Origin of the sequence: Streptomyces sp. NPDC047130 (assembly GCF_040643475.1) — a bacterium.
Taxonomy (GTDB): domain Bacteria; phylum Actinomycetota; class Actinomycetes; order Streptomycetales; family Streptomycetaceae; genus Streptomyces.
The window spans coordinates 90,647-108,837 of record NZ_JBEYUK010000003.1; the positions used below are offsets into that span (position 1 = coordinate 90,647).

The 18,191-nt window shown below is 74.8% G+C and carries 17 protein-coding genes; 8 read left to right on the forward strand and 9 right to left on the reverse strand.

Annotation, left to right across the window (positions count from 1 at the left end):
* Positions 1–396: 396 nt before the first annotated feature.
* Complete coding sequence (locus tag ABZ836_RS05515) at positions 397–1,347, reverse strand: TIGR03621 family F420-dependent LLM class oxidoreductase (RefSeq protein WP_361139544.1); 951 nt, start codon at positions 1,345–1,347, stop codon at positions 397–399.
* Positions 1,348–1,410: 63 nt separating this feature from the next.
* On the reverse strand, positions 1,411–2,292 hold the full coding sequence (locus ABZ836_RS05520; protein WP_361139547.1) for an SGNH/GDSL hydrolase family protein: 882 nt from the start codon (positions 2,290–2,292) through the stop codon (positions 1,411–1,413).
* A 271-nt stretch (positions 2,293–2,563) separates the two neighbouring features.
* Between ABZ836_RS05520 and ABZ836_RS05525 the strand changes: the two genes are divergently transcribed.
* Positions 2,564–3,058 carry a hypothetical protein gene (locus ABZ836_RS05525; RefSeq protein WP_361139550.1) on the forward strand — a complete coding sequence of 165 codons (495 nt, stop codon included), beginning with the start codon at positions 2,564–2,566 and terminating at the stop codon, positions 3,056–3,058.
* 13 nt (positions 3,059–3,071) lie between these two features.
* Here the strand turns inward: ABZ836_RS05525 and ABZ836_RS05530 are convergent, their stop codons facing one another.
* Positions 3,072–3,398: a hypothetical protein gene (locus ABZ836_RS05530; RefSeq protein ID WP_356127388.1), complete on the reverse strand. Its 327-nt coding sequence runs from the start codon at positions 3,396–3,398 to the stop codon at positions 3,072–3,074.
* A gap of 172 nt (positions 3,399–3,570) precedes the next feature.
* Here ABZ836_RS05530 and ABZ836_RS05535 point away from each other — a divergent pair, with 172 nt between their 5' ends.
* Positions 3,571–3,993, forward strand: coding sequence for a DUF350 domain-containing protein (locus tag ABZ836_RS05535; RefSeq protein WP_356127391.1), 423 nt, complete (start codon positions 3,571–3,573; stop codon positions 3,991–3,993).
* A 369-nt stretch (positions 3,994–4,362) separates the two neighbouring features.
* Entirely contained in the window at positions 4,363–6,603 is a 2,241-nt protein-coding gene (locus ABZ836_RS05540; protein WP_361139554.1) for a glycoside hydrolase family 9 protein, read from the forward strand.
* 81 nt (positions 6,604–6,684) lie between these two features.
* On the opposite strand, the gene ABZ836_RS05545 is transcribed toward ABZ836_RS05540, so the two are convergent.
* Positions 6,685–7,839, reverse strand: a complete 1,155-nt coding sequence (locus ABZ836_RS05545) for an LLM class flavin-dependent oxidoreductase (RefSeq protein WP_361139556.1) — start codon at positions 7,837–7,839, stop codon at positions 6,685–6,687.
* Between the two features lie 115 nt (positions 7,840–7,954).
* Positions 7,955–8,521 (reverse strand): NADPH-dependent FMN reductase, encoded by a 567-nt coding sequence (gene ssuE / locus ABZ836_RS05550; protein ID WP_356127400.1) that lies wholly within the window; start codon positions 8,519–8,521, stop codon positions 7,955–7,957.
* Between the two features lie 517 nt (positions 8,522–9,038).
* Between ssuE and ABZ836_RS05555 the strand changes: the two genes are divergently transcribed.
* Positions 9,039–10,130: a magnesium and cobalt transport protein CorA gene (locus ABZ836_RS05555; RefSeq protein WP_361139560.1), complete on the forward strand. Its 1,092-nt coding sequence runs from the start codon at positions 9,039–9,041 to the stop codon at positions 10,128–10,130.
* Positions 10,131–10,182: 52 nt separating this feature from the next.
* Positions 10,183–11,721, forward strand: coding sequence for an NAD(P)/FAD-dependent oxidoreductase (locus ABZ836_RS05560; protein ID WP_361139564.1), 1,539 nt, complete (start codon positions 10,183–10,185; stop codon positions 11,719–11,721).
* Here the strand turns inward: ABZ836_RS05560 and ABZ836_RS05565 are convergent.
* Together ABZ836_RS05565 and ABZ836_RS05570 are read right to left on the reverse strand one after the other, a co-directional pair.
* On the reverse strand, positions 11,687–12,499 hold the full coding sequence (locus tag ABZ836_RS05565) for an ABC transporter permease (RefSeq protein ID WP_361139567.1): 813 nt from the start codon (positions 12,497–12,499) through the stop codon (positions 11,687–11,689). The genes ABZ836_RS05560 and ABZ836_RS05565 overlap by 35 nt on opposite strands.
* Positions 12,496–13,404 carry an ATP-binding cassette domain-containing protein gene (locus ABZ836_RS05570; RefSeq protein ID WP_361139570.1) on the reverse strand — a complete coding sequence of 303 codons (909 nt, stop codon included), beginning with the start codon at positions 13,402–13,404 and terminating at the stop codon, positions 12,496–12,498. Before ABZ836_RS05570 ends, ABZ836_RS05565 begins: the two co-directional genes overlap by 4 nt.
* A gap of 132 nt (positions 13,405–13,536) precedes the next feature.
* Here ABZ836_RS05570 and ABZ836_RS05575 point away from each other — a divergent pair, with 132 nt between their 5' ends.
* Together ABZ836_RS05575 and ABZ836_RS05580 are read left to right on the forward strand one after the other, a co-directional pair.
* Positions 13,537–14,811 (forward strand): sensor histidine kinase, encoded by a 1,275-nt coding sequence (locus tag ABZ836_RS05575; protein WP_361139573.1) that lies wholly within the window; start codon positions 13,537–13,539, stop codon positions 14,809–14,811.
* Positions 14,808–15,470: a response regulator transcription factor gene (locus tag ABZ836_RS05580; RefSeq protein ID WP_356127413.1), complete on the forward strand. Its 663-nt coding sequence runs from the start codon at positions 14,808–14,810 to the stop codon at positions 15,468–15,470. The genes ABZ836_RS05575 and ABZ836_RS05580 overlap by 4 nt, the downstream gene beginning before the upstream one ends.
* 28 nt (positions 15,471–15,498) lie before the next feature.
* Here the strand turns inward: ABZ836_RS05580 and ABZ836_RS05585 are convergent, their stop codons facing one another.
* Together ABZ836_RS05585 and ABZ836_RS05590 are read right to left on the reverse strand one after the other, a co-directional pair.
* On the reverse strand, positions 15,499–16,053 hold the full coding sequence (locus ABZ836_RS05585; RefSeq protein ID WP_361139576.1) for a DUF1360 domain-containing protein: 555 nt from the start codon (positions 16,051–16,053) through the stop codon (positions 15,499–15,501).
* Positions 16,054–16,234: 181 nt separating this feature from the next.
* Positions 16,235–17,113 carry an SDR family oxidoreductase gene (locus tag ABZ836_RS05590; protein ID WP_361139579.1) on the reverse strand — a complete coding sequence of 293 codons (879 nt, stop codon included), beginning with the start codon at positions 17,111–17,113 and terminating at the stop codon, positions 16,235–16,237.
* A gap of 171 nt (positions 17,114–17,284) precedes the next feature.
* On the opposite strand from ABZ836_RS05590, the gene ABZ836_RS05595 reads away from it, so the two are divergent.
* Complete coding sequence (locus ABZ836_RS05595) at positions 17,285–17,989, forward strand: DUF2267 domain-containing protein (protein ID WP_361139581.1); 705 nt, start codon at positions 17,285–17,287, stop codon at positions 17,987–17,989.
* Positions 17,990–18,191: the final 202 nt, after the last annotated feature.

Sequence of the window (18,191 nt, forward strand, 5' to 3'; positions counted from 1 at the left end):
AGCATACCGACCGGTACGCCTGTCCGGGAGGGTGCGGACCGGACCGTTTCCGCCGGGCACCCGACCGCGTCCCGCCGGCGGACCGCCGGCGCCACCCCTCCCCCGCGCCCGCCGGGCCCCTCGCGCCCACCGGTGCCGTCCGGTCACCCGGCCCCGTGGAGACGCGGTCGAGCCGGTAGCGGATCGCCGCGACCGCCGACGCCACGTCGCGCCGGCCCACGGGCACGCCGGTGCCCGGTCCGGCCCACGGGCACGCCGGTGCCCGGTCCGGCCGACATGGCCGGCAGGGACACCGCCAAGGGCGCTCCCGGTGTCCCCGCACCTGGTGTTCGGCCGACGCAGCCAGCTGGTGCGGGCCGAGGCCCGGTCCGAGGGCGTCCGGCGGCTGCCCGGCTCTCACCCTTCGGCCCGGCGGACGGCTTCGATCACCGGGCCGAAGGCGTCCAGGTACGGCCCGTGCACCGTGTAGTGGGTGAACCCGAACCGCTCCCGGCCGCGCAGGATCTGCCCCGCGATCTCCTCGACCGTGCCGATGAGGACGTACGGCGTGTCCAGCAGTTCCTCGACGGTCATCGCCGGGCCGAACCGCTCCACCACCCGCTCGGCCGCGCCGGCCCGGTCGTCGGTGACCAGCACCATCTGGGCCAGCGCGTGCCACTCCAGGCTCGCGGCCCGGTCCCCGGCGCAGGAGCGCGCGAAGGCCACCCGTTCCGCGGCCTCGGCGGCGGTGCCGATCCGGAAGGTCCCCGGCGGCCGGCCCTTGATCTGGTACGCGCCCGCCACGCTCACGGTGTCGGCGTGGCGGGCGGCGATCCGCAGCACGCGGTCCCCGGTGCCGCCGATGATCAGCGGCGGTCCCCAGCCGCCGAACCCGGCCCGCTGCACGGGGCGCAGCACGGGCACGCCGTAGGCCTCCCGCATCCCCGCCTGCTGCGCGAACCCGTCGGCGGCGAAGTGCCGCCCGACCTCCGTGACCGTCTCCTCCAGCCGGTCGGCGCGGTCGCCGAACCCCTGCCAGGCAATTCCGGCCTCGTCGAACTCCCATTTCATGTGGCCCGATCCCAGGCCGAGTTCGAGCCGTCCACCGGTGAGGACGTCGGTGGTGGCGGCGTCACGGGCGAGCAGGGCGGGGTTCCAGAAGAGGGAGTTGAGGACGAGGGTGCCGACCCTCAGCCGTTCGGTCGCCCGCGCGGCCGCCGCCAGCACCGGGAACGGCGCGGGCATCCCGAGGTGGTCGGCGGCGAACAGCACGTCGTATCCGAGCCGTTCGGCACGTCGGCAGAGGGCGTCGAACTCGTGGGGTGCGGGGAGGCCGAAGACGTTGAAGGAGAATCTGAAGTCGCTCATGCCCAGGTACCTGGCCGTGGCCCCGGGGCGGCAAACACCGGCCCGGGGCCCGTGGAGGCGCGGTCAGCGGCGACCGCGTCCCGGTTCCGCCAACCGCTCCAGCAGCGCGTCGGCCATGGCCCGCTCGCCCGCCGCGTTCGGGTGGTAGGGGGCCGCCGGGGAGGCCGGGACGAGCGGCTCCATCCAGCGCTCGGCCGGCGGACGGCAGGCGTCGTGGCCGATCGCCGGGGTGTAGGTGTCCACGTAGCGGGCCCGCGAGCGCTCCGCGACCTGGCGCAGCATGGCGTTGAGCCGCTTGGCGGTGGCCCGCAGGTACGGGGCGTCACCGGCCGCCGTCGTCACCTGCGGCCAGCAGCCGGGGCCCGTCTCCGGCAGGATCGGCGGGTACCCGAGCACGTACACCCGGGCCCGCGGCGAGCGCTGGTGGACGGCGTCCAGCACCTTCTCCACCAGCGGCGCGGCGGCCTCGATGCGGTCGGCCAGCACGTCGGCGCCATCGGCGGTCCAGTGCGCGGTGCAGGGCGCGCCGGCCGGGTCGGTCGCGCCCAGGCGGCCGCAGGTGGCCATGATCTCGCCGAACCCGATGTCGTTGCCGCCGATCTGCACGGTGACCAGCGTGGTCCTCCTGGAGACCGCGGTGAGCTGGGGCGGGTTGCCGCCCTGAGCCCGCCACATGTCGGCGGTGGTCGCGCCGCCGCAGCTGACGTCCGTGAACGAGGCGACGCGGAGCTCCCGGGCGGTGAGGGAGGGGTAGTTGCGGTCGGAGCGCGCGCAGCCGGCGTCGACCTGCCGGGGGATGCCGGGCCCTGAGGTGTAGGAGTCCCCCAGCGCCACGTAGCGTTCGGCGGGGGCCGCCGAAGCGGGCGCCGCTCCCCCGCCGGCCATCAGCGCCGCCGCGCACAGCGCGGCCAGTCCGGATGCCGTTCTCCGGCGGCTCTTCCGCATGCTTCCCCAACTCCTCGGTCGTCCGGCGCCGTTGCCGATCGGCAGACTCGGTGGTGGGACGGCCGGTGTCAATGGCGCTGCCGGCATGTGTTCGTCCCCTCGCCGGTCCGAGGAGCGGACGGCGAGCCCGCCCGGCCGGGCCGCGGCCACGGGAGAGGGACGCGCGGCCGCCTCCCTTTCCGGATCGCCCCCTTCCTCGCCCCGGACTCGGCGCTATGGTGCGCGAGTTCGACACCACGTTCCGCTTTCGTACGTGTAGAGGAATCGCGTCATGCGTGTGGGAATCACCGGGCACCGCGGCCTGAGCCACCCGATCGTCTCCGAGGTCCAGGAGCTGCTCGCCGAACGACTGAGGCGTTACGACCCGGGCGCCCTGACCGTGGTCACCTGCGCGGCCGAAGGGCCGGAGAGCCTGCTGGCGCGGGCGGCGCTGGACGCCGGCGCGGCCGTGGAGATCGTCGTGCCCGCCGACGACTACCGCGAGACGCTTCCGCCCGAACACCGCTCGGTCTACGACGACCTGCTCAAGCAAGCGCGGGGCGTCCACCCGACGGGCATGGCCTCGGTGACGCCGCAGGCCCGCCAGGTGGCGGGCGAGATCCTGGTCGGGCTGTGCGACGAACTGCTCGCGGTCTGGGACGGCCTGCCGGCCCGCGGCCACGGCGGCACCGCCGACACCGTCGCCTACGCGCTCGGCGTGCGCCTCCCCGTCACCGTCGTGTGGCCGGAGGGCGCGACGCGCCGACCGGCGGCCGGGCGGCCCTGAACGGGCCTCCCGGTCAGGCCTGCCCGCGTACCGCCGTCAGCACGGCCAGCGCGGCGCAGGCCGCCAGGGCGACCGAGCCGAGGGCGAAACCGACCGCGCCGCGGAGTCCGCCGACGCGGGTGCGGCGCGGGGCCGGACCGGGGGCGAGGCGGACCACCGCAACAGCGTCCACCGCACCGGTGTCCACCGCACCCGCGTCCACCGGGCCGGCGCCCCGGCGCGCGGTGCGCAGCAGGCCGGCGAGCTCCAGGGCGCGCAGACCCAGCGCCAGCGAGAGCGGCGTGAGGACGAGGACGGCGAGCACGGCCATGAGCCGGAGCACCGAAGGGTCGGACGGCATGGCGGGACGGTACAAGCGGCCGGACGCACGACCGCGGACGCCACGGCGAAGTCCGGGCGAACAGTGGGTGACCACACCGGACCGCCCCGCTCCCAACCCGCGGGCCGAACATCTGCGCTAGATTTTGCCTCTCCTTGAACTCGCTGATCACTCACCCTGGAGCCGACAGCTCATGAACGACATCATCGAAGGCCTGGGCCGGGCCGCCGCGTACGGCGCCCTGGGCGTGGTCCTGCTGATTCTCGGCATCTTCCTGATCGACCTGCTGACCCCCGGCAAGCTGGGACGCCAGATCTGGGAGCAGCGCAACCGGAACGCCGCCCTGCTGCTCAGCTCCGCGCTGCTGGGCATAGGCGGCATCGTCTTCACGTCGATCTGGACCACGTACGACGACTTCGGCAAGGGCCTGGTGTCGACGGCGGTCTTCGGCCTGCTGGGCCTGGTGATGATGGCCGTGGCCTTCCTGGTGGTGGACCTGGTCACCCCGGGCAGGCTCGGCGCCACCCTGGTGGAGCCCGAGCCCCACCCCGCCGTGTGGGTGACGGCCTCCTGCAACCTGGCGGTCTCGGCGATCGTCTCGGCGTCGATCGCCTGAGCCGGTCCGGCACCGGCACCGGCACCGGGCACCGGCACGACCACCGGTCCCGGCTGCCCCACCGGCCCCGGCACCGCGGACGCCTCCGCGGCCCGAGCCGCCGCCGGGTCCCCCGCGCGCAGGTCGCGCGTGAGCGGGGGCCCGGCGGCGGTTTTCTCGCGCCCCGCCCCTCCCACGCTGCTCCGGCGACGCGTTTTCGCCCCGGCCCCGCATCCGCCTCGTCCATCCCATTGACGCCGGGTCAGATGTGCATGAGCATGACCGCCAACCGGGCGATGGGAGCGCTCCCACAGCCGCTTGCGCCAGAGGCTTCCGCGCCCGGCAGGGCACGCCCGTGACCACCCGCACCGCGACCGAGGAGCCCCGGACGTGAAACGACGCAGAACCACCTTGCTCGGCGTGACGGCCCTGCTGGCGGCCGCCCTCGCCCTGCCGGCCGGACCGGCGGGCGCCGACGAGGTCGAACTCATCCAGAACGGCACCTTCGACACGTCCAGCGATCCCTGGTGGAGCAGCGCGGGCGTCACCACCGCCGTGGAGGACGGCGAGTTGTGCGCCGCGATACCCGGGGGCACCGCCAACCGCTGGGACGCGATCGTCGGCCACAACGACCTCACGCTACAGGCGGGGCAGACGTACCGGCTGTCGTTCTCCGCGACCGGCACCCCGGCGGACCACGTGGTGCGCGCGGTGGTGGGCCTGGCCGTCGAGCCGTACGACACCTACTTCGAGGTCAGCCCGCAGCTGAGCGTCTCCGGCAACGACTACAGCTACACGTTCACCGCCCCGGCCGACACCGCGCGCGGGCAGGTGGCCTTCCAGGCCGGCGGGAGCGCCGACGCCTGGAAGATGTGCCTGGACGACATCTCCCTCGTCGGCGGCGTGCCGCCCGAGGAGTACGAGCCGGACACCGGACCGCGGGTCCGCGTCAACCAGGTCGCCTACCTGCCGAACGGGCCGAAGAACGCCACGCTGGTGACGGAGGCGACCGAGGCGCTGCCCTGGGAGCTGCGGAACGCCGCCGGCTCCGCGGTGGCCCGCGGCCGGACCGTGCCGCGCGGCACCGACGCCTCCTCCGGTCAGAACGTCCACTCGGTGGACTTCGGCTCCTACCGCGGCGGCGGCAAGGGCTTCGTCCTGGTCGCCGACGGAGAGACCAGCCGTCCCTTCGACATCTCCGCCGAGGCGTACCGCAAGCTCCGGCTCGACTCGCTGAAGTTCTACTACACCCAGCGCAGCGGCCAGGAGATCCGCGAGGACCTGCGCCCGGGTTACGGCCGCCCGGCCGGCCACGTCGGCGTGGAGCCCAACCAGGGCGACACCGAGGTGCCCTGCCTGCCGGGGGTGTGCGACTACGCGCTGGACGTCTCGGGCGGGTGGTACGACGCCGGCGACCACGGCAAGTACGTCGTCAACGGCGGCATCTCCACCTGGGAGCTGCTGCGCACCTACGAGCGCTCCCTGTACGCCCGCACCGGCAGCCCGGGCGCCCTGCGCGACGGGACCCTGGCGATCCCCGAGTCCGGCAACAAGGTCCCGGACGTCCTCGACGAGGCGCGCTGGGAGCTCGAGTTCCTGCTGCGGATGCAGGTGCCGGCCGGGCAGCCGCTGGCCGGCATGGCCCACCACAAGATCCACGACGCGGAGTGGACCGGGCTGCCGCTGATGCCGCACCTCGACCCGAAGAAGCGTGAACTGCACCCGCCGACCACCACGGCCACCCTGAACCTGGCGGCCACGGCGGCGCAGGCGGCCCGGCTCTACAAGCCCTACGACAAGGCGTTCGCCAGGAAGGCCCTGAACGCCGCCCGCACCGCGTGGCGGGCCGCGCTCGCCCACCCGGACATCCTGCCGGACCCCGACGACGGCATCGGCGGCGGCGCGTACCCGGACACCGACGCCTCGGACGAGTTCTACTGGGCGGCCGCCCAGCTGTACCTGACCACCGGTGACGGCGAGTACGAGCGGTTCGTCCTGAAGTCCCCCGTCCACACGGCGGACATCTGGAACCCGCTCGGTTTCGACTGGCAGCGCACCGCGGCGGCCGGCCGGCTGGACCTGGCCACCGTGCCCAACCGCCTTCCGGGTCTGCGGTCCGTCCGCGCCTCGGTGGTCCAGGGGGCGGAGAAGTACCTGACCACCCTGCGCGAGCACCCGTACGGCATGCCGTACGCCCCCAAGGACAACGTCTACGACTGGGGCTCGAACGCGCAGATCCTCAACAACGCCCACGTGATCGCCACCGCGTACGACCTGACCGGTGAACGCCGGTACCGCGACGGGGCGTTGCAGAGCCTGGACTACGTGCTCGGCCGCAACGCGCTGAACATCTCGTACGTGACCGGCTACGGGGACGTCACCTCGGTCAACCAGCACAGCCGGTGGTACGCCCGCCAGCTCGACCCGAGCCTGCCCAACCCGCCGGCGGGCACGCTGTCGGGCGGCCCGAACTCGAGCATCCAGGACCCGGTGGCGCAGAGCCTGCTGCGGGGCTGCACCGGCCAGTTCTGCTACGTGGACGACATCCAGTCGTGGTCGACGAACGAGCTGACCATCAACTGGAACGCGGCCCTCGCCTGGATGGCCTCCTTCGCGGCGGACCAGGGGTAGTCCCCGGAACCCCGGCCGACCGGCGGCCCGGCCGGCGGCGTCCTTCGTGAGAAGGCGCTGCCGGGCCGGGCCGCCCGTGCGTCAGCGGGCGGCCGTCGCGAAGGGGACCAGCACGGGGTCCGGGGTGTCCGCCGGGCGGGCCGGGTGGCTCCACAGTCCGCGGTCGGCGAGGCGGGGCAGGACGCCCTCGCCGAACCAGTAGGCCTCCTCCAGGTGCGGGTAGCCGGAGAGCACGAACTCGTCGATGCCGAGGGCGTGGTACTCCTCGATCCGGTCGGCGACCTCCTGGTGGCTGCCGACCAGCGCGGTGCCCGCACCGCCGCGGACCAGGCCGATGCCCGCCCACAGGTTGGGGTGGATCTCCAGGCCGTCGTGGCCGCCGCCGTGCAGGGCGAGCATGCGGCGCTGTCCCTCGGACTCGCTGCGGGCGAGCCCCTCCTGGACGGCGCGCACGGTCTCGGGGTCGAAGCCTTCCAGCAGCCGCCGTGCCTCGGCCCAGGCCTGTTCGGAGGTGTCGCGGGTGATGACGTGCAGCCGGATGCCGAACCGCACCCGGCGGCCCCGCGCCTCGGCGTGCGCCCGCACCCGGGCGATCTTCTCGGCGACGGCCGCGGGCGGCTCGCCCCAGGTGAGGTAGACGTCGACGTGCCGGGCGGCGACCTCGAGGGCGAGCGGCGAGGAGCCCCCGAAGTAGATCCGCGGCGCGGGGTCGGGCAGCCGGCTGAGCTCCGCCTCCTCCACCCGCAGGTGCCGGCCGGTCCGGGTGACCCGCTCTCCGGCCCACAGGCCGCGGACGATGTGCAGGAACTCGTCGGTGCGCTCGTACCGCTGGTCCTTCTCCAGGAAGTCGCCGTAGGAGCGCTGCTCCTGGCGCTCGCCGCCGGTCACCACGTTCACCAGCAGCCGTCCGCCGGTGAGCCGCTGGTAGGTGGAGGCCATCTGCGCGGCGAGGGTGGGCGAGACGGAGTCGGGGCGGAAGGCGACCAGGAACTTCAGCCGCTCGGTGCGCTGGCTCACCATGGCGGTGGTCAGCCAGGCGTCCTCGCACCAGGTGCCGGTGGGGGTGAGCGCGCCGGTGAAGCCCAGGTCCTCGGCCGCGCGGGCGATCTGGGTGAGGTAGCCGACGGTGGGCGGCCGGTCTCCGCCCGCGGCGCCGGGACGGACGCCGTGGCCGCCGCCGACGACATGGCGGCTGTCGCCGCTGGTGGGCAGGAACCAGTGGAAGGTGAGCGTCACCGGAGGGTCGCCTTTCGGGAAGGGGGCGTGGGCCGGGAGTACGAGGTCGGGGTGCGGCGGGGAGTACGAGGTCGGGGCTCGGGCCGGGAGTACGAGGTCGGGCGCGGACGGAGGCTCACGCGGCGACGGCGCGGACCACGGCCCGGCGGGTGCGGTCGGCGAGGGCGGCGGAGAACTGGTCCACGACCCCCTCCAGCGCCGTGGCGGCCGGCTCGGCGACGGTGACCGTGCCGTCCTCGGCGACGGTGATGTCCTTGTCGAGGGTGAACCAGCCCTGGACGATGTGGCCGGCGCCCATGGAGCTCAGCACCGGGCGGAGCGCGTAGTCGATGGCGAGGACATGGGCGGTGGACCCGCCGGTGGCCAGCGGCAGCACCGTCTTGCCGGCCAGCGCGTACTGCGGGAGCAGGTCCAGCAGGGCCTTCAGCAGGCCCGAGTAGGCGGCCTTGTACACGGGCGTGCCGATCACCACGCCGTCCGCCTCCGCCACCAGGGCGGTGGCCGAAGTGATCGCCGGATGGCCGAAGTCGGCGCCGAGCAGCGCCTCGGCGGGCAGGGTGCGGACGTCCAGGGGGACCACCCGGTGCCCCTGGGCGGTGAGCCGGGCGTCCAGGTGGCGCAGCAGGCGGGCGGTGCGGGAGGCGGGGGACGGGCTGCCGGAGAGGGAGAGGACGGTTGCCATGGGAGGTCACTCCTGGGAAGGCGGCGGTGGTCTTTCGGACCGGAGCGGTGACGAGGGAGGACGAGGGAGGACGAGGAAGAAACGCGGGGGCGGCCGCGCGGGCACGCCGACGGACGCCCCCGCGAGGGGCGGACCGGGCGCGGAACGGCGCGGGCGGGCGGGACCGAGCGGGCAGGCCGGAGCGACGACGAGCGAGGACGCGGGGATGCGACGGGCCGGCCCCGCGGACGGCGGGGCGACGGGGGCCGCGACCGCTCAACGGCTCAGGGGCTGCTCACCGGTACGACCGGGAGGGAGAGGCGACCGGAGGGAACTCCGGATCAGGCCACGCGACAGAGCGCCGCGGCGACACGGACCAGGTCGACGCAGCGGCGGCAGGTGAGGATCTGGCGCGGCATGCTCCGATGCAAGCACGCGGTCCGAAGGGGCGTCAACGCCGTGCCGCGATACGAGACGCCCCCGGGCGGGCACCATGGGCGGCGCTGAAGGCCGAGTCGGGCGAAGGAGCGTGGCCCACATGTCCATGGTCGGCAACCTGCGGAAGGTGGCGCGGCCGGCCCGGCGCGGCCGCCGCGTCGATCTCAGCCACCCGGCGCGCTCCCCCCTCGGTTCGACGGTGGTGAACTGCGTCGTCTACCGGGCCGGCGTCCGGCAGGACGGTCCGCGGAGCGTGGACGAGGCGGTCCGGCTCGCCCGCAGGTACCGTGACGGCTTCGTCCGGCTGGGGCTGCACGAGCCGACCGCCGAGCAGTTCGCCGACGTGGCGGAGCTGTTCGGGCTGCACCCGCTGGCGGTGGAGGACGCGATCCACGCCCACCAGCGGCCCAAGGTCGAGAGCTACGGCGACGTGCTGTTCTCCGTCCTCAAGACGGTCACCTTCGTGGAGCACGACGAGCTGACCGCGACCAGCGAGGTGGTCGACACCGGCGAGATCATGGTCTTCACCGGTCCCCGCTTCGTGGTGACGGTCCGCCACGGCAGCCACGGCTCGCTCGGCCCGCTGCGCGAGGAACTCGAGTCCCGGCCGGCGCAGTTGGCCCACGGCCCGGCGGCGGTGCTGCACGCGGTGGCGGACCACGTCGTCGACGAGTACCTGACGGTGGCCGCGGCCGTGCAGGACGACATCGAGGCGGTCGAGACCCAGGTCTTCTCCCCCGACAACCGCACGGCCGATCCCGGGCGCATCTACCAGCTGAAGCGCGAGGTGCTGGAGTTCAAGCGGGCTGCCGTGCCGCTGGCCCAGCCGCTGGCACGGCTGGCCGCCGACCCGGCGGCCCCGGTCGGCGAGGAGATACGGGCGTACTTCCGCGACGTGGCGGACCACCTGGCCCGGGTCACCGAACAGATCACCTCCTTCGACGCCCTGCTGGACTCCGTGCTCCAGGCCCATCTGGCGCAGGTGACGGTGGCGCAGAACGAGGACATGCGGAAGATCACCGCCTGGGCCGCGATCATCGCCGTGCCCACCATGGTCTGCGGCGTGTACGGCATGAACTTCGAGCACATGCCGGAGCTGGGCTGGCGGTACGGGTACGCCTGGGCGATCGGGGTGATCGTGGTGGCCTGCTTCCTCGTCCACCGCGGATTCAAGCGCAACGGCTGGTTGTAGCGGCGCGGATGGCGCATGATCGGAGCACCCCCGATCGGAGCGGAGTGACGCGGTGAGCACCAGCGAAACGCCTGTCGAGCAGCTGGACGTCCTTGTCGTCGGAGCCGGCATCTCCGGGATCGGCGCCGGCCGCTACCTCAGGACGGAGCACCCGGACCGGTCGTTCGCCATCCTCGAGGCGCTGGCCGCCACGGGCGGCACCTGGGACCTCTTCCGCTATCCGGGCGTCCGTTCCGACTCCGACCTGCACACCTTCGGCTACGAGTTCAAGCCGTGGCGGGACCGGCAGTCCATCGCGGACGCGCCGCGGATCCTGGCGTACCTGCGCGAGACGGTGACCGAGAACGGCCTCGACGCCCACATCCGCCACCACCACCGGGTGGTCGCCCTGTCCTGGTCGAGCGAGGAGTGCCGCTGGCTGGCCGAGGTGGAGCGCACCGACACCGGGGAGCGTCTGCGGCTGGGCGCCCGCTGGGTGTTCTGCGCCGGCGGCTACTACCGCTACGACGGGGGCCACACCCCGCACTTCGAGGGCCGTGAGGACTTCGCCGGCACCGTCGTCCATCCGCAGCACTGGCCGGAGGACCTGGACCACGCCGGCCGGCGGGTGGTGGTGATCGGCAGCGGGGCCACCGCGGTGACCCTGGTCCCCGCCCTCGCGGAGACGGCCGCGCACGTCACCATGCTCCAGCGCACGCCCACGTACGTCATGCCGGTGCCCCGGGAGGACCGGATCGCCGCCGTGCTGCGCAGGTGCTTCGGCGAGGAACGCGGCTACGCCCTCACCCGGCGCAAGAACATCCTCCAGCAGCGTGCCGTCTGGTCGTTCGCCCAGCGGTTCCCGAAGGCGGCGCGCAGGCTGATCCGCCGGGTCAACATGAAGCTGCTGCCCGACGGCTACCCGGTGGACGAGCACTTCCGTCCGCCGTACGACCCGTGGGACCAGCGGCTGTGCGCGGTGCCGGACGGCGACCTGTTCACGGCGATCCGCCGCGGCGCGGCCGAGGTGGTCACCGACCGCATCGTCCGCTTCACCGGGCGCGGGATCCTGCTGGAGTCGGGCCGGGAACTGGAGGCGGACCTGGTGGTCACGGCCACCGGTCTGAAGGTGCAGGCGATCGGCGGGATCGCCGTGACGGTGGACGGCACGCCGGTACGGCTCTCCCGGACCGTCGCCTACAAGGGCATGATGCTCTCCGGGGTGCCGAACTTCGTGATCGCCATCGGGTACACCAACTCCTCCTGGACGCTGAAGATCGGGTTGCTCTGCGAGCACTTCTGCCGTCTCCTGTCGCACCTGGACGCCCACGGGTACGACGCGGCCTGCCCGGAACCGAGCGACCCGGACATGCCCACGCGGCCCTTCCTGGACTTCGCCGCCGGCTACATCCGCCGGGCGGTGGACGACCTCCCCCGGCAGGGCGACCGGATGCCGTGGCTGACGTCGATGAGCTACCACTCCGACGTGAAGCTGCTGCGCTCCGACGACGTGACCGATCCGGAGCTGCGGCTCTTCCGCGCCGCCGGCCCGGGCGGGCCGGCGGGCGGCGACGAGGTCACACGTCCCGTCGCCGGACCGCGAGGACGGTGACCACAGCGGCGGCCACGGCCCACACCGCGAGGACCGTCCAGGCGCCGGCCTCGGTCCAGGGGAACGGCGTGGGCGGCGCGTCGGAGGCGGTGAGCCGGAGCCACGCCGGGAAGGGCAGCGCGTGCCGGACGACGGCGGTCCCGTGCCGGTCCTCGGTGAGCAGCAGCGGCAGCACCAGGACGACGGTCACCGAGGCGAGCACGGTGGCCGCGGTGCGCCGCAGCACGGTGGCCAGGGCGAGCCCGGTGAGCGCGCACACCGGGGCCAGCAGGGCGGAGGCCGCGAGGACCCCGGCCGCGCCGGGATGCCCCCAGGGGACGCCCACCCCGCGGCCGTCGAGGATCGCCTGGGTGAGGGCGAAGGAGACCGCGGTCACCAGCGCGCCCCAGACGGCGGCGGTGGCGGCGACCACCACGGCCTTGGCGGCGGTCACCTCGCCGCGCGCCGGGACGGCGGTGAAGGTGGTGCGGACCGCTCCGGTGGCGAACTCCGCGAGGATCGGGAGCGCTCCGAGGACGCAGAGGGCCACCATGGTCACCACGGCGGCGTTGACGGTGTAGGCCTCCTGCAGCGGGATGCCGGCCTCGACGAAGGCGGTCCGGTCGGCAGGGGTCCGCTCCTCCCAGTGCGCGTAGGTGTCGTAGGCGGTGCCCGCGTTGAGGGCGATCACCGTCAGGGCCGCGGCGCCGTAGGAGATCCAGGTGGACCGCGGGGACCGGAGTCCGGTCCACTCGGCGGCGATCAGGTCCCCAAAGCGCGGGCGGGGTTCGGTGGTCATCGGGCGTCTCCCTCGGCACTCCGGGCGGCGTCGGCGGTCAGGCGCATGAACGCCTCCTCCAGGGACGGGCGTTCGGTGTGGAGCCCGGACAGCGGTATGCCGTGCCGCCCGGCGATCTCGCCCACCCGGCCGGCGTCCAGGCCGGTGACGACGAGTCGTTCGCCCTCCGTGCGGACGTCGGCGTCCTCGGCGGCCAGCAGGGCGCTCAGCGCGTCGGCGGCGGAGGTCCGGACGGTGACGCGCCCGGTGGCGTCGCGCGCCGAGAAGTCGGCGAGGCTCTCGGCCGCGATCAGCCTGCCGCGGCCGACGACGACCAGGTCGTCGGCGGTGTGCTCCATCTCGGACATCAGGTGACTGGAGACCAGGACGGTGCGGCCCTCCGCCGCCAGGCGGCGCAGCAGGCCCCGGACCCACCGCACGCCCTCCGGGTCCAGGCCGTTGAACGGCTCGTCGAACACCAGGACCGGCGGGTCCCCCAGCAGGGCGGCGGCGATGCCCAGGCGTTGCCGCATGCCGAACGAGAACCCGCCGATCCTGCGGCGTGCGGCGCCGGCCAGTCCGGCCTCCTCCAGCACCTCCGCGACCCGGCCGGGCGCGATGCGGTGGGCGCGGGCGAGGGCCGACAGGTGGGCCAGGGCGGTGAGCCCGCCCCGCACTCCCTGCGCGTCGAGGAGGGCGCCGACCCGGCGCAGCCCTCGGCGGTGGACCGCGAAGGGACGCCCGTCGACGGTGGCCGTGCCGGCGGTGGGCCGGTGGAGGCCCAGCAGCACGCGCAGGGTGGTGCTCTTGCCGGCCCCGTTCGGCCCCAGGAAGCCGGTCACCCGTCCGGGGCGGACGGTGAAGGTCAGGTCGTCGACGGCGGTGACGCCGCCGTAGCGCTTGGTCAGGTGCGTGACGTCGATCATGGCGTCCACGGTGCCGTCCGGCGGGGCCGCGGGTCGTCCGGCCGCGGTCGGCAATGCCCGGTCACCGTGTCGACCCCGGTCGTACGGCCGTGAGTCGATGCCCGGGGCGGGGGACCGTGCCACCATCGGGCCATGTCCGTCCCGCCGACTCTCCCGCCGACTCCCCCGCCGCTGCGGCGACTTCCCCCGGGCGTGTGGCCCGCGCTCGTGTGGTGTGCGGCCGCGCTGTATCCGGTGGTGGTGTACGTCCTGGCGCCCACCGGGCCCGGCCACGCCACCAGTTACCCGCGGGACGGACTGGCCGGCCCCCTCCCCCGGGCCCTGTTCGTCCTCGCCTTCCTCCTGGTCCTCGGGGGCGCCGCGGTCTCCCGGCGCCGGCCCGTGGCGGCCTACGCCCTGGTCCTCGCCGGGACGGTGGTGCTGGCGGCCGCCTGGGGGCAGGACGAGATCCCGCCGCCGCAGTTCCTCGGTGCGGACGTGGCGCTGGCCGGGGTCGCGGCCGTCCGTCCGCGGCGCGAGGGCCTGTACGCGGCCGGGGCGGCGCTCGGTGTGCTCGGCGGCTACCTCGCCGTGCGGACGTGGACCGGCGGGGAGACCGGCACGGCCGACGAGCCGTTCGTGGCGCTGACGGTCGCCGTCGCCTGGCTGGCCGGCCGCCTGGTTCACCAGGCCCGGGCCCACGACGGGGAGCTGCGCCGGAGGGCCGCGGCCGAGGCCGTGACCGCCGAACGGCTGCGCATCGCGCGGGAGATGCACGACACTGTGGCACACAGCCTCGGCATCATCGCGCTCCAGGCGGGAGCCGCGGCCCGGGTCCTGGAGACCCGGCCGGAGCTGGCCAGGGAGGCGATGGTGGCGGTGGAGCAGGCGGGCCGCGAGACGCTGGGCGGGCTGCGCCGCCTCCTGGGCGCGCTGCGCGCCGCCGACCCGTCCCCGCCGGGCGCGGCGGCGCCCTCCCTCCCCGACGACGCCGTCGGTGCCTTCGCGGGTCTGGCGGAGGAACTGGAACGCCTCGCGGCGCGGACCACCGCGGCGGGGGTGCGGGTGGAGGTCGGCCGGCGGGGCACGCTGCGGGGGCTGCCGCCGGAGGTGTGCCTGGCCGCGTTCCGGATCGCGCAGGAGGCGGTGACCAACGTGGTCCGCCATTCCGGCGCGGACTCCTGCCGGATACGGGTCGACCGGGGCGCGCGGGAGGTCACCGTGGAGGTGGACGACCGGGGACCCGGCGGGACGCCCCGGCCCGGAAGCGGCTTCGGTCTGGCCGGCATGCGCGAACGGGCCGCCCTGCTGGGCGGAACGCTCGACGCGGGTCCTCTTCCCGGCGGCGGCTTCCGGGTGACCGCGCGGCTGCCCCTTCCCGTCGGGCCCGGCGGACGTCCCCACCCTGAGAAGGCGGAATCCCGATGACCGTGCGTCTGCTGCTCGTCGACGACCAGCCCCTGATCCGCACCGCCCTGCGCATGGTGGCGGCCGAGACCGCGGACCTGGAGGTGGTGGGCGAGGCGGGCGACGGGGCCGAGGCGGTCCGGCTGGCCGCCGAACTCGCCCCGGACGTCGTGGTGATGGATCTGCGGATGCCCGGGACGGACGGCATCGAGGCCACCCGCCGGATCACCGGGGCCGGCACCGCGCGGGTCCTGGTGCTGACCACCTTCGACGACGACGCGTCGGTCTACGGGGCGCTGCGCGCGGGGGCGTCCGGCTTCCTGGTCAAGGACATGGCGCTGGACGACATCCTCGCCGCGGTCCGGGTCGTCGCGGCCGGCGACGCGCTGCTCGCCCCGGCGGTCACCGGGCGGCTGATCAGGGAGTTCGCCGCGCGTCCCGCCGGTCCGGCGCGCGCGCCGTCCGCGCTGCCGGACCGGGTCACCGAGCGGGAGACCGAGGTGCTGACCCTGGTGGGGCGGGGCCTGACCAACACGGAGATCGCCGAGCGGCTGCACATCACGGTGGCCACCGCCAAGACGTACCTGACCCGGCTGCTGGCCAAGCTGGACGCCCGTGACCGGGTGCAGCTGGTGATCATCGCCTACGAGGCCGGGCTGGTCGCGCCGTCGGAGGACTGAACGGCGCGACCGGGGCCCGCTCCTCGCCTCAGTCCTCCCCGGTGGCCTTGCGGACCAGCGCCGCGTAGCCGAGCTGGAGGGCGTCGGCCCCGGCGAGGGCGGTCAGGCCGCCCATCGCGGTGCGGGTCGCGCGGGGCGCCAGCAGCAGGCCGGCGGTCAGCGTGGAGGCGACCCAGACGCTGGTGCAGAACGGGCAGGTCATCAGCTCGCCCACGGTCTCCCGGCCGCTCTCCTCGCGGGCCTCCTCGTGGAGTTCCGCGGGGCCCTCCGGGCCGACGTACCGGGTGAACGGCGCGCGCAGCGGGCTGGTGACCGAGGCCTTGCTGAGCAGCCGGCTGAGCCGGAAGGTGGACACCGCGGTGAGCGCGACGTCCCAGGGGTCGGGGCGCTCGGGCAGCGGGCGGCCCCGGCGCCGGACGGCGACGGCCCAGGTCGCGGTGTACGCGCCGAAGGCCGTCATCGCGGCGAGGTAGCCGCCGAGCGGCCGTTCGCCGCCGTCCGCGTACGCGCCGTGGGTGCGGTGGAGTGCCGCCCTGAGGCGTCCCGCGATGCCGTCGCCGTCGCCGTCCGGATGGTGTGCCATGTGCCCTGTCCGTTTCCCGCCGTGGTCGGTCACCGCCGCCGGTCGATCCGGCGGCCCCTCTGTCCGATCCGGTGTCCTGCCGGTTCCGGTGTACTGCCGGTCCCGGTGTGCTGTCCGTTCCGGTGTCCTGCCCGTTCCGGTGCCCGCCCGGGGCCCCGGCACGCCTGTGAAGGCGGGCGGGTCACGGCAGCGGGGTGCCGCCGGTGGCGTTGACGATCTCACCGGTGATGTACGAGGCCTCCTGGGACGCCAGGAAGACGTAGGCGGGCGCCATCTCGGCGGGCTGGGCGGGACGCCCGAGCGGCGCCTGCTTGCCGAACTCGCTGGTGTCCGGCATGGTCGCCGGGATCAGCGGGGTCCACACCGGCCCGGGCGCGACCGCGTTGACCCGCACGCCCCGCTCGGCCAGCATCTGCGCCATGCCGTGGGTGAAGGACACGATGCCGGCCTTGGTCATGGCGTAGTCGAGCAGGTGCGGGCTGGGCTGGTAGCCCTGCACGGAGGTGGTGTTGACGATCGACCCGCCCTCGGGGATGTGCGGCAGGGCGAACTTGGAGAGCCAGAACATGCCGTACAGGTTGGTGCGCATCACGCGGTCGAACTGCTCGGTGGAGATCGCCTCGATGCCGTCGGGCTGGGACATCTGGTAGGCGGCGTTGTTGACCAGGACGTCGATCCGGCCGAACTCCTCCACCGCCCGGTCGATCAGCGCGCGGCAGTTGGCCTCCTCGCGGATGTCGCAGCTGACGGCGACCGCGCGGCGGCCGGACTCCTCCACCAGGCGGGCGGTCTCCCGGGCGTCCTCCCCTTCCGCCTCGAGGTAGGTGAAGAGCACGTCGGCGCCCTCGCGGGCGAAGGCGAGCGCGACGGCGCGGCCGATGCCCGAGTCGCCGCCGGTGATCACCGCCTTGCGGCCCTCCAGCTTCCCCGAGCCGCGGTAGGACTCCTCGCCGTGGTCGGGCGGCGGGTCCATGGGGGCGGTCCGGCCGGGGTGGGGCTGGTCCTGGGAGGAGAACTCGGGAGTGGGGTGCTTCTCGCCCGGGTGCTGGGGCTCGTTCACGTCGCTGACGCTCCTCTGCGCGGTCTGACCAGTACGGACCCAGCCCGAGGTACCCGCCCCGGCACCCCCTACACCGGTCCTCCCGCCACCGCCCGTCCGCGCATCCCCCGGCGGGCGGCGGGGTACTCGGCCGCCGAACCCCGCCCCACCGGACCCGCAGCGGGAGACGACATGATCACCCACCGACGCCTGGTCGAGGACGCCGCCGCGCGCACCCGCCTGCCCTCCGAACGGGCGGCCCGCGCGATCAAGGTAACGCTGGCGGTCCTCGCGCTCCATCTCGATCCTCCGGCCCGGCAGCGGCTGCGCCGGGCCGTGCCGGGGCCGGACCGCGACGCCGCCTACGCCACCGTGCCGCGCTCCGGCGGCACGGTCACCGACTTCTACGGCGAGGTCGCGGCCCATCTGCAGGCCCCGCCGGAGCAGGGCCGCCATGTGGCGCGCTCGGTGCTGTCCCTGATCGCCCGCGACGACCCGGACCTCGGCCGCCACCTCGTGGCGGGCCTGCCCCCCGGGTTCGACGAGGCGTTCACCGCTCCGGATGCCCACCCCGAGCGGCTGCCGGGCGAGGACACGCCGCTCACCGAGCGGGAGCTGCGCGCCGCGCTGCGCCGGCGCCCGCAGTGGAGCGGTGACGGCCACCGGCTGACCCGCACCGTCGGGCTGCCCCGGGACCGGGTGCCGCCGCTGCTCCACCAGGTGGAGGACGACGCCCGGGAGCTGCACCGCCACGTCGCCCACGCGCTGTCGGACGACGGGATCACCTTCACCGTGCGCACCCGTTCGGTGGACGCCGTGACGACCACGGACCTGGAGCTGGCCGACCGCATCGACGCCGCGGTCGCCGCGGTGGGCTCGGGCGGCCGCCCCGGGTGACCGCCGTCCTGCCCACCCGCGACGCCCTCGGGGCGGAAAACCCGCGCCGGACGCCGGTGACCCGTGCGGGCCGGGGCAGGTTGTCCCGGTGGGGGCGGTCCGCGTCGAGGCGCCGGGGAGCGCCGGCGGGCGGTCGCCCCGGCCGCGGTGGCGGCCGTCCTGGTGAGAGGAGCTCTTCGTGACATCGTCGACGTCGGCGTCC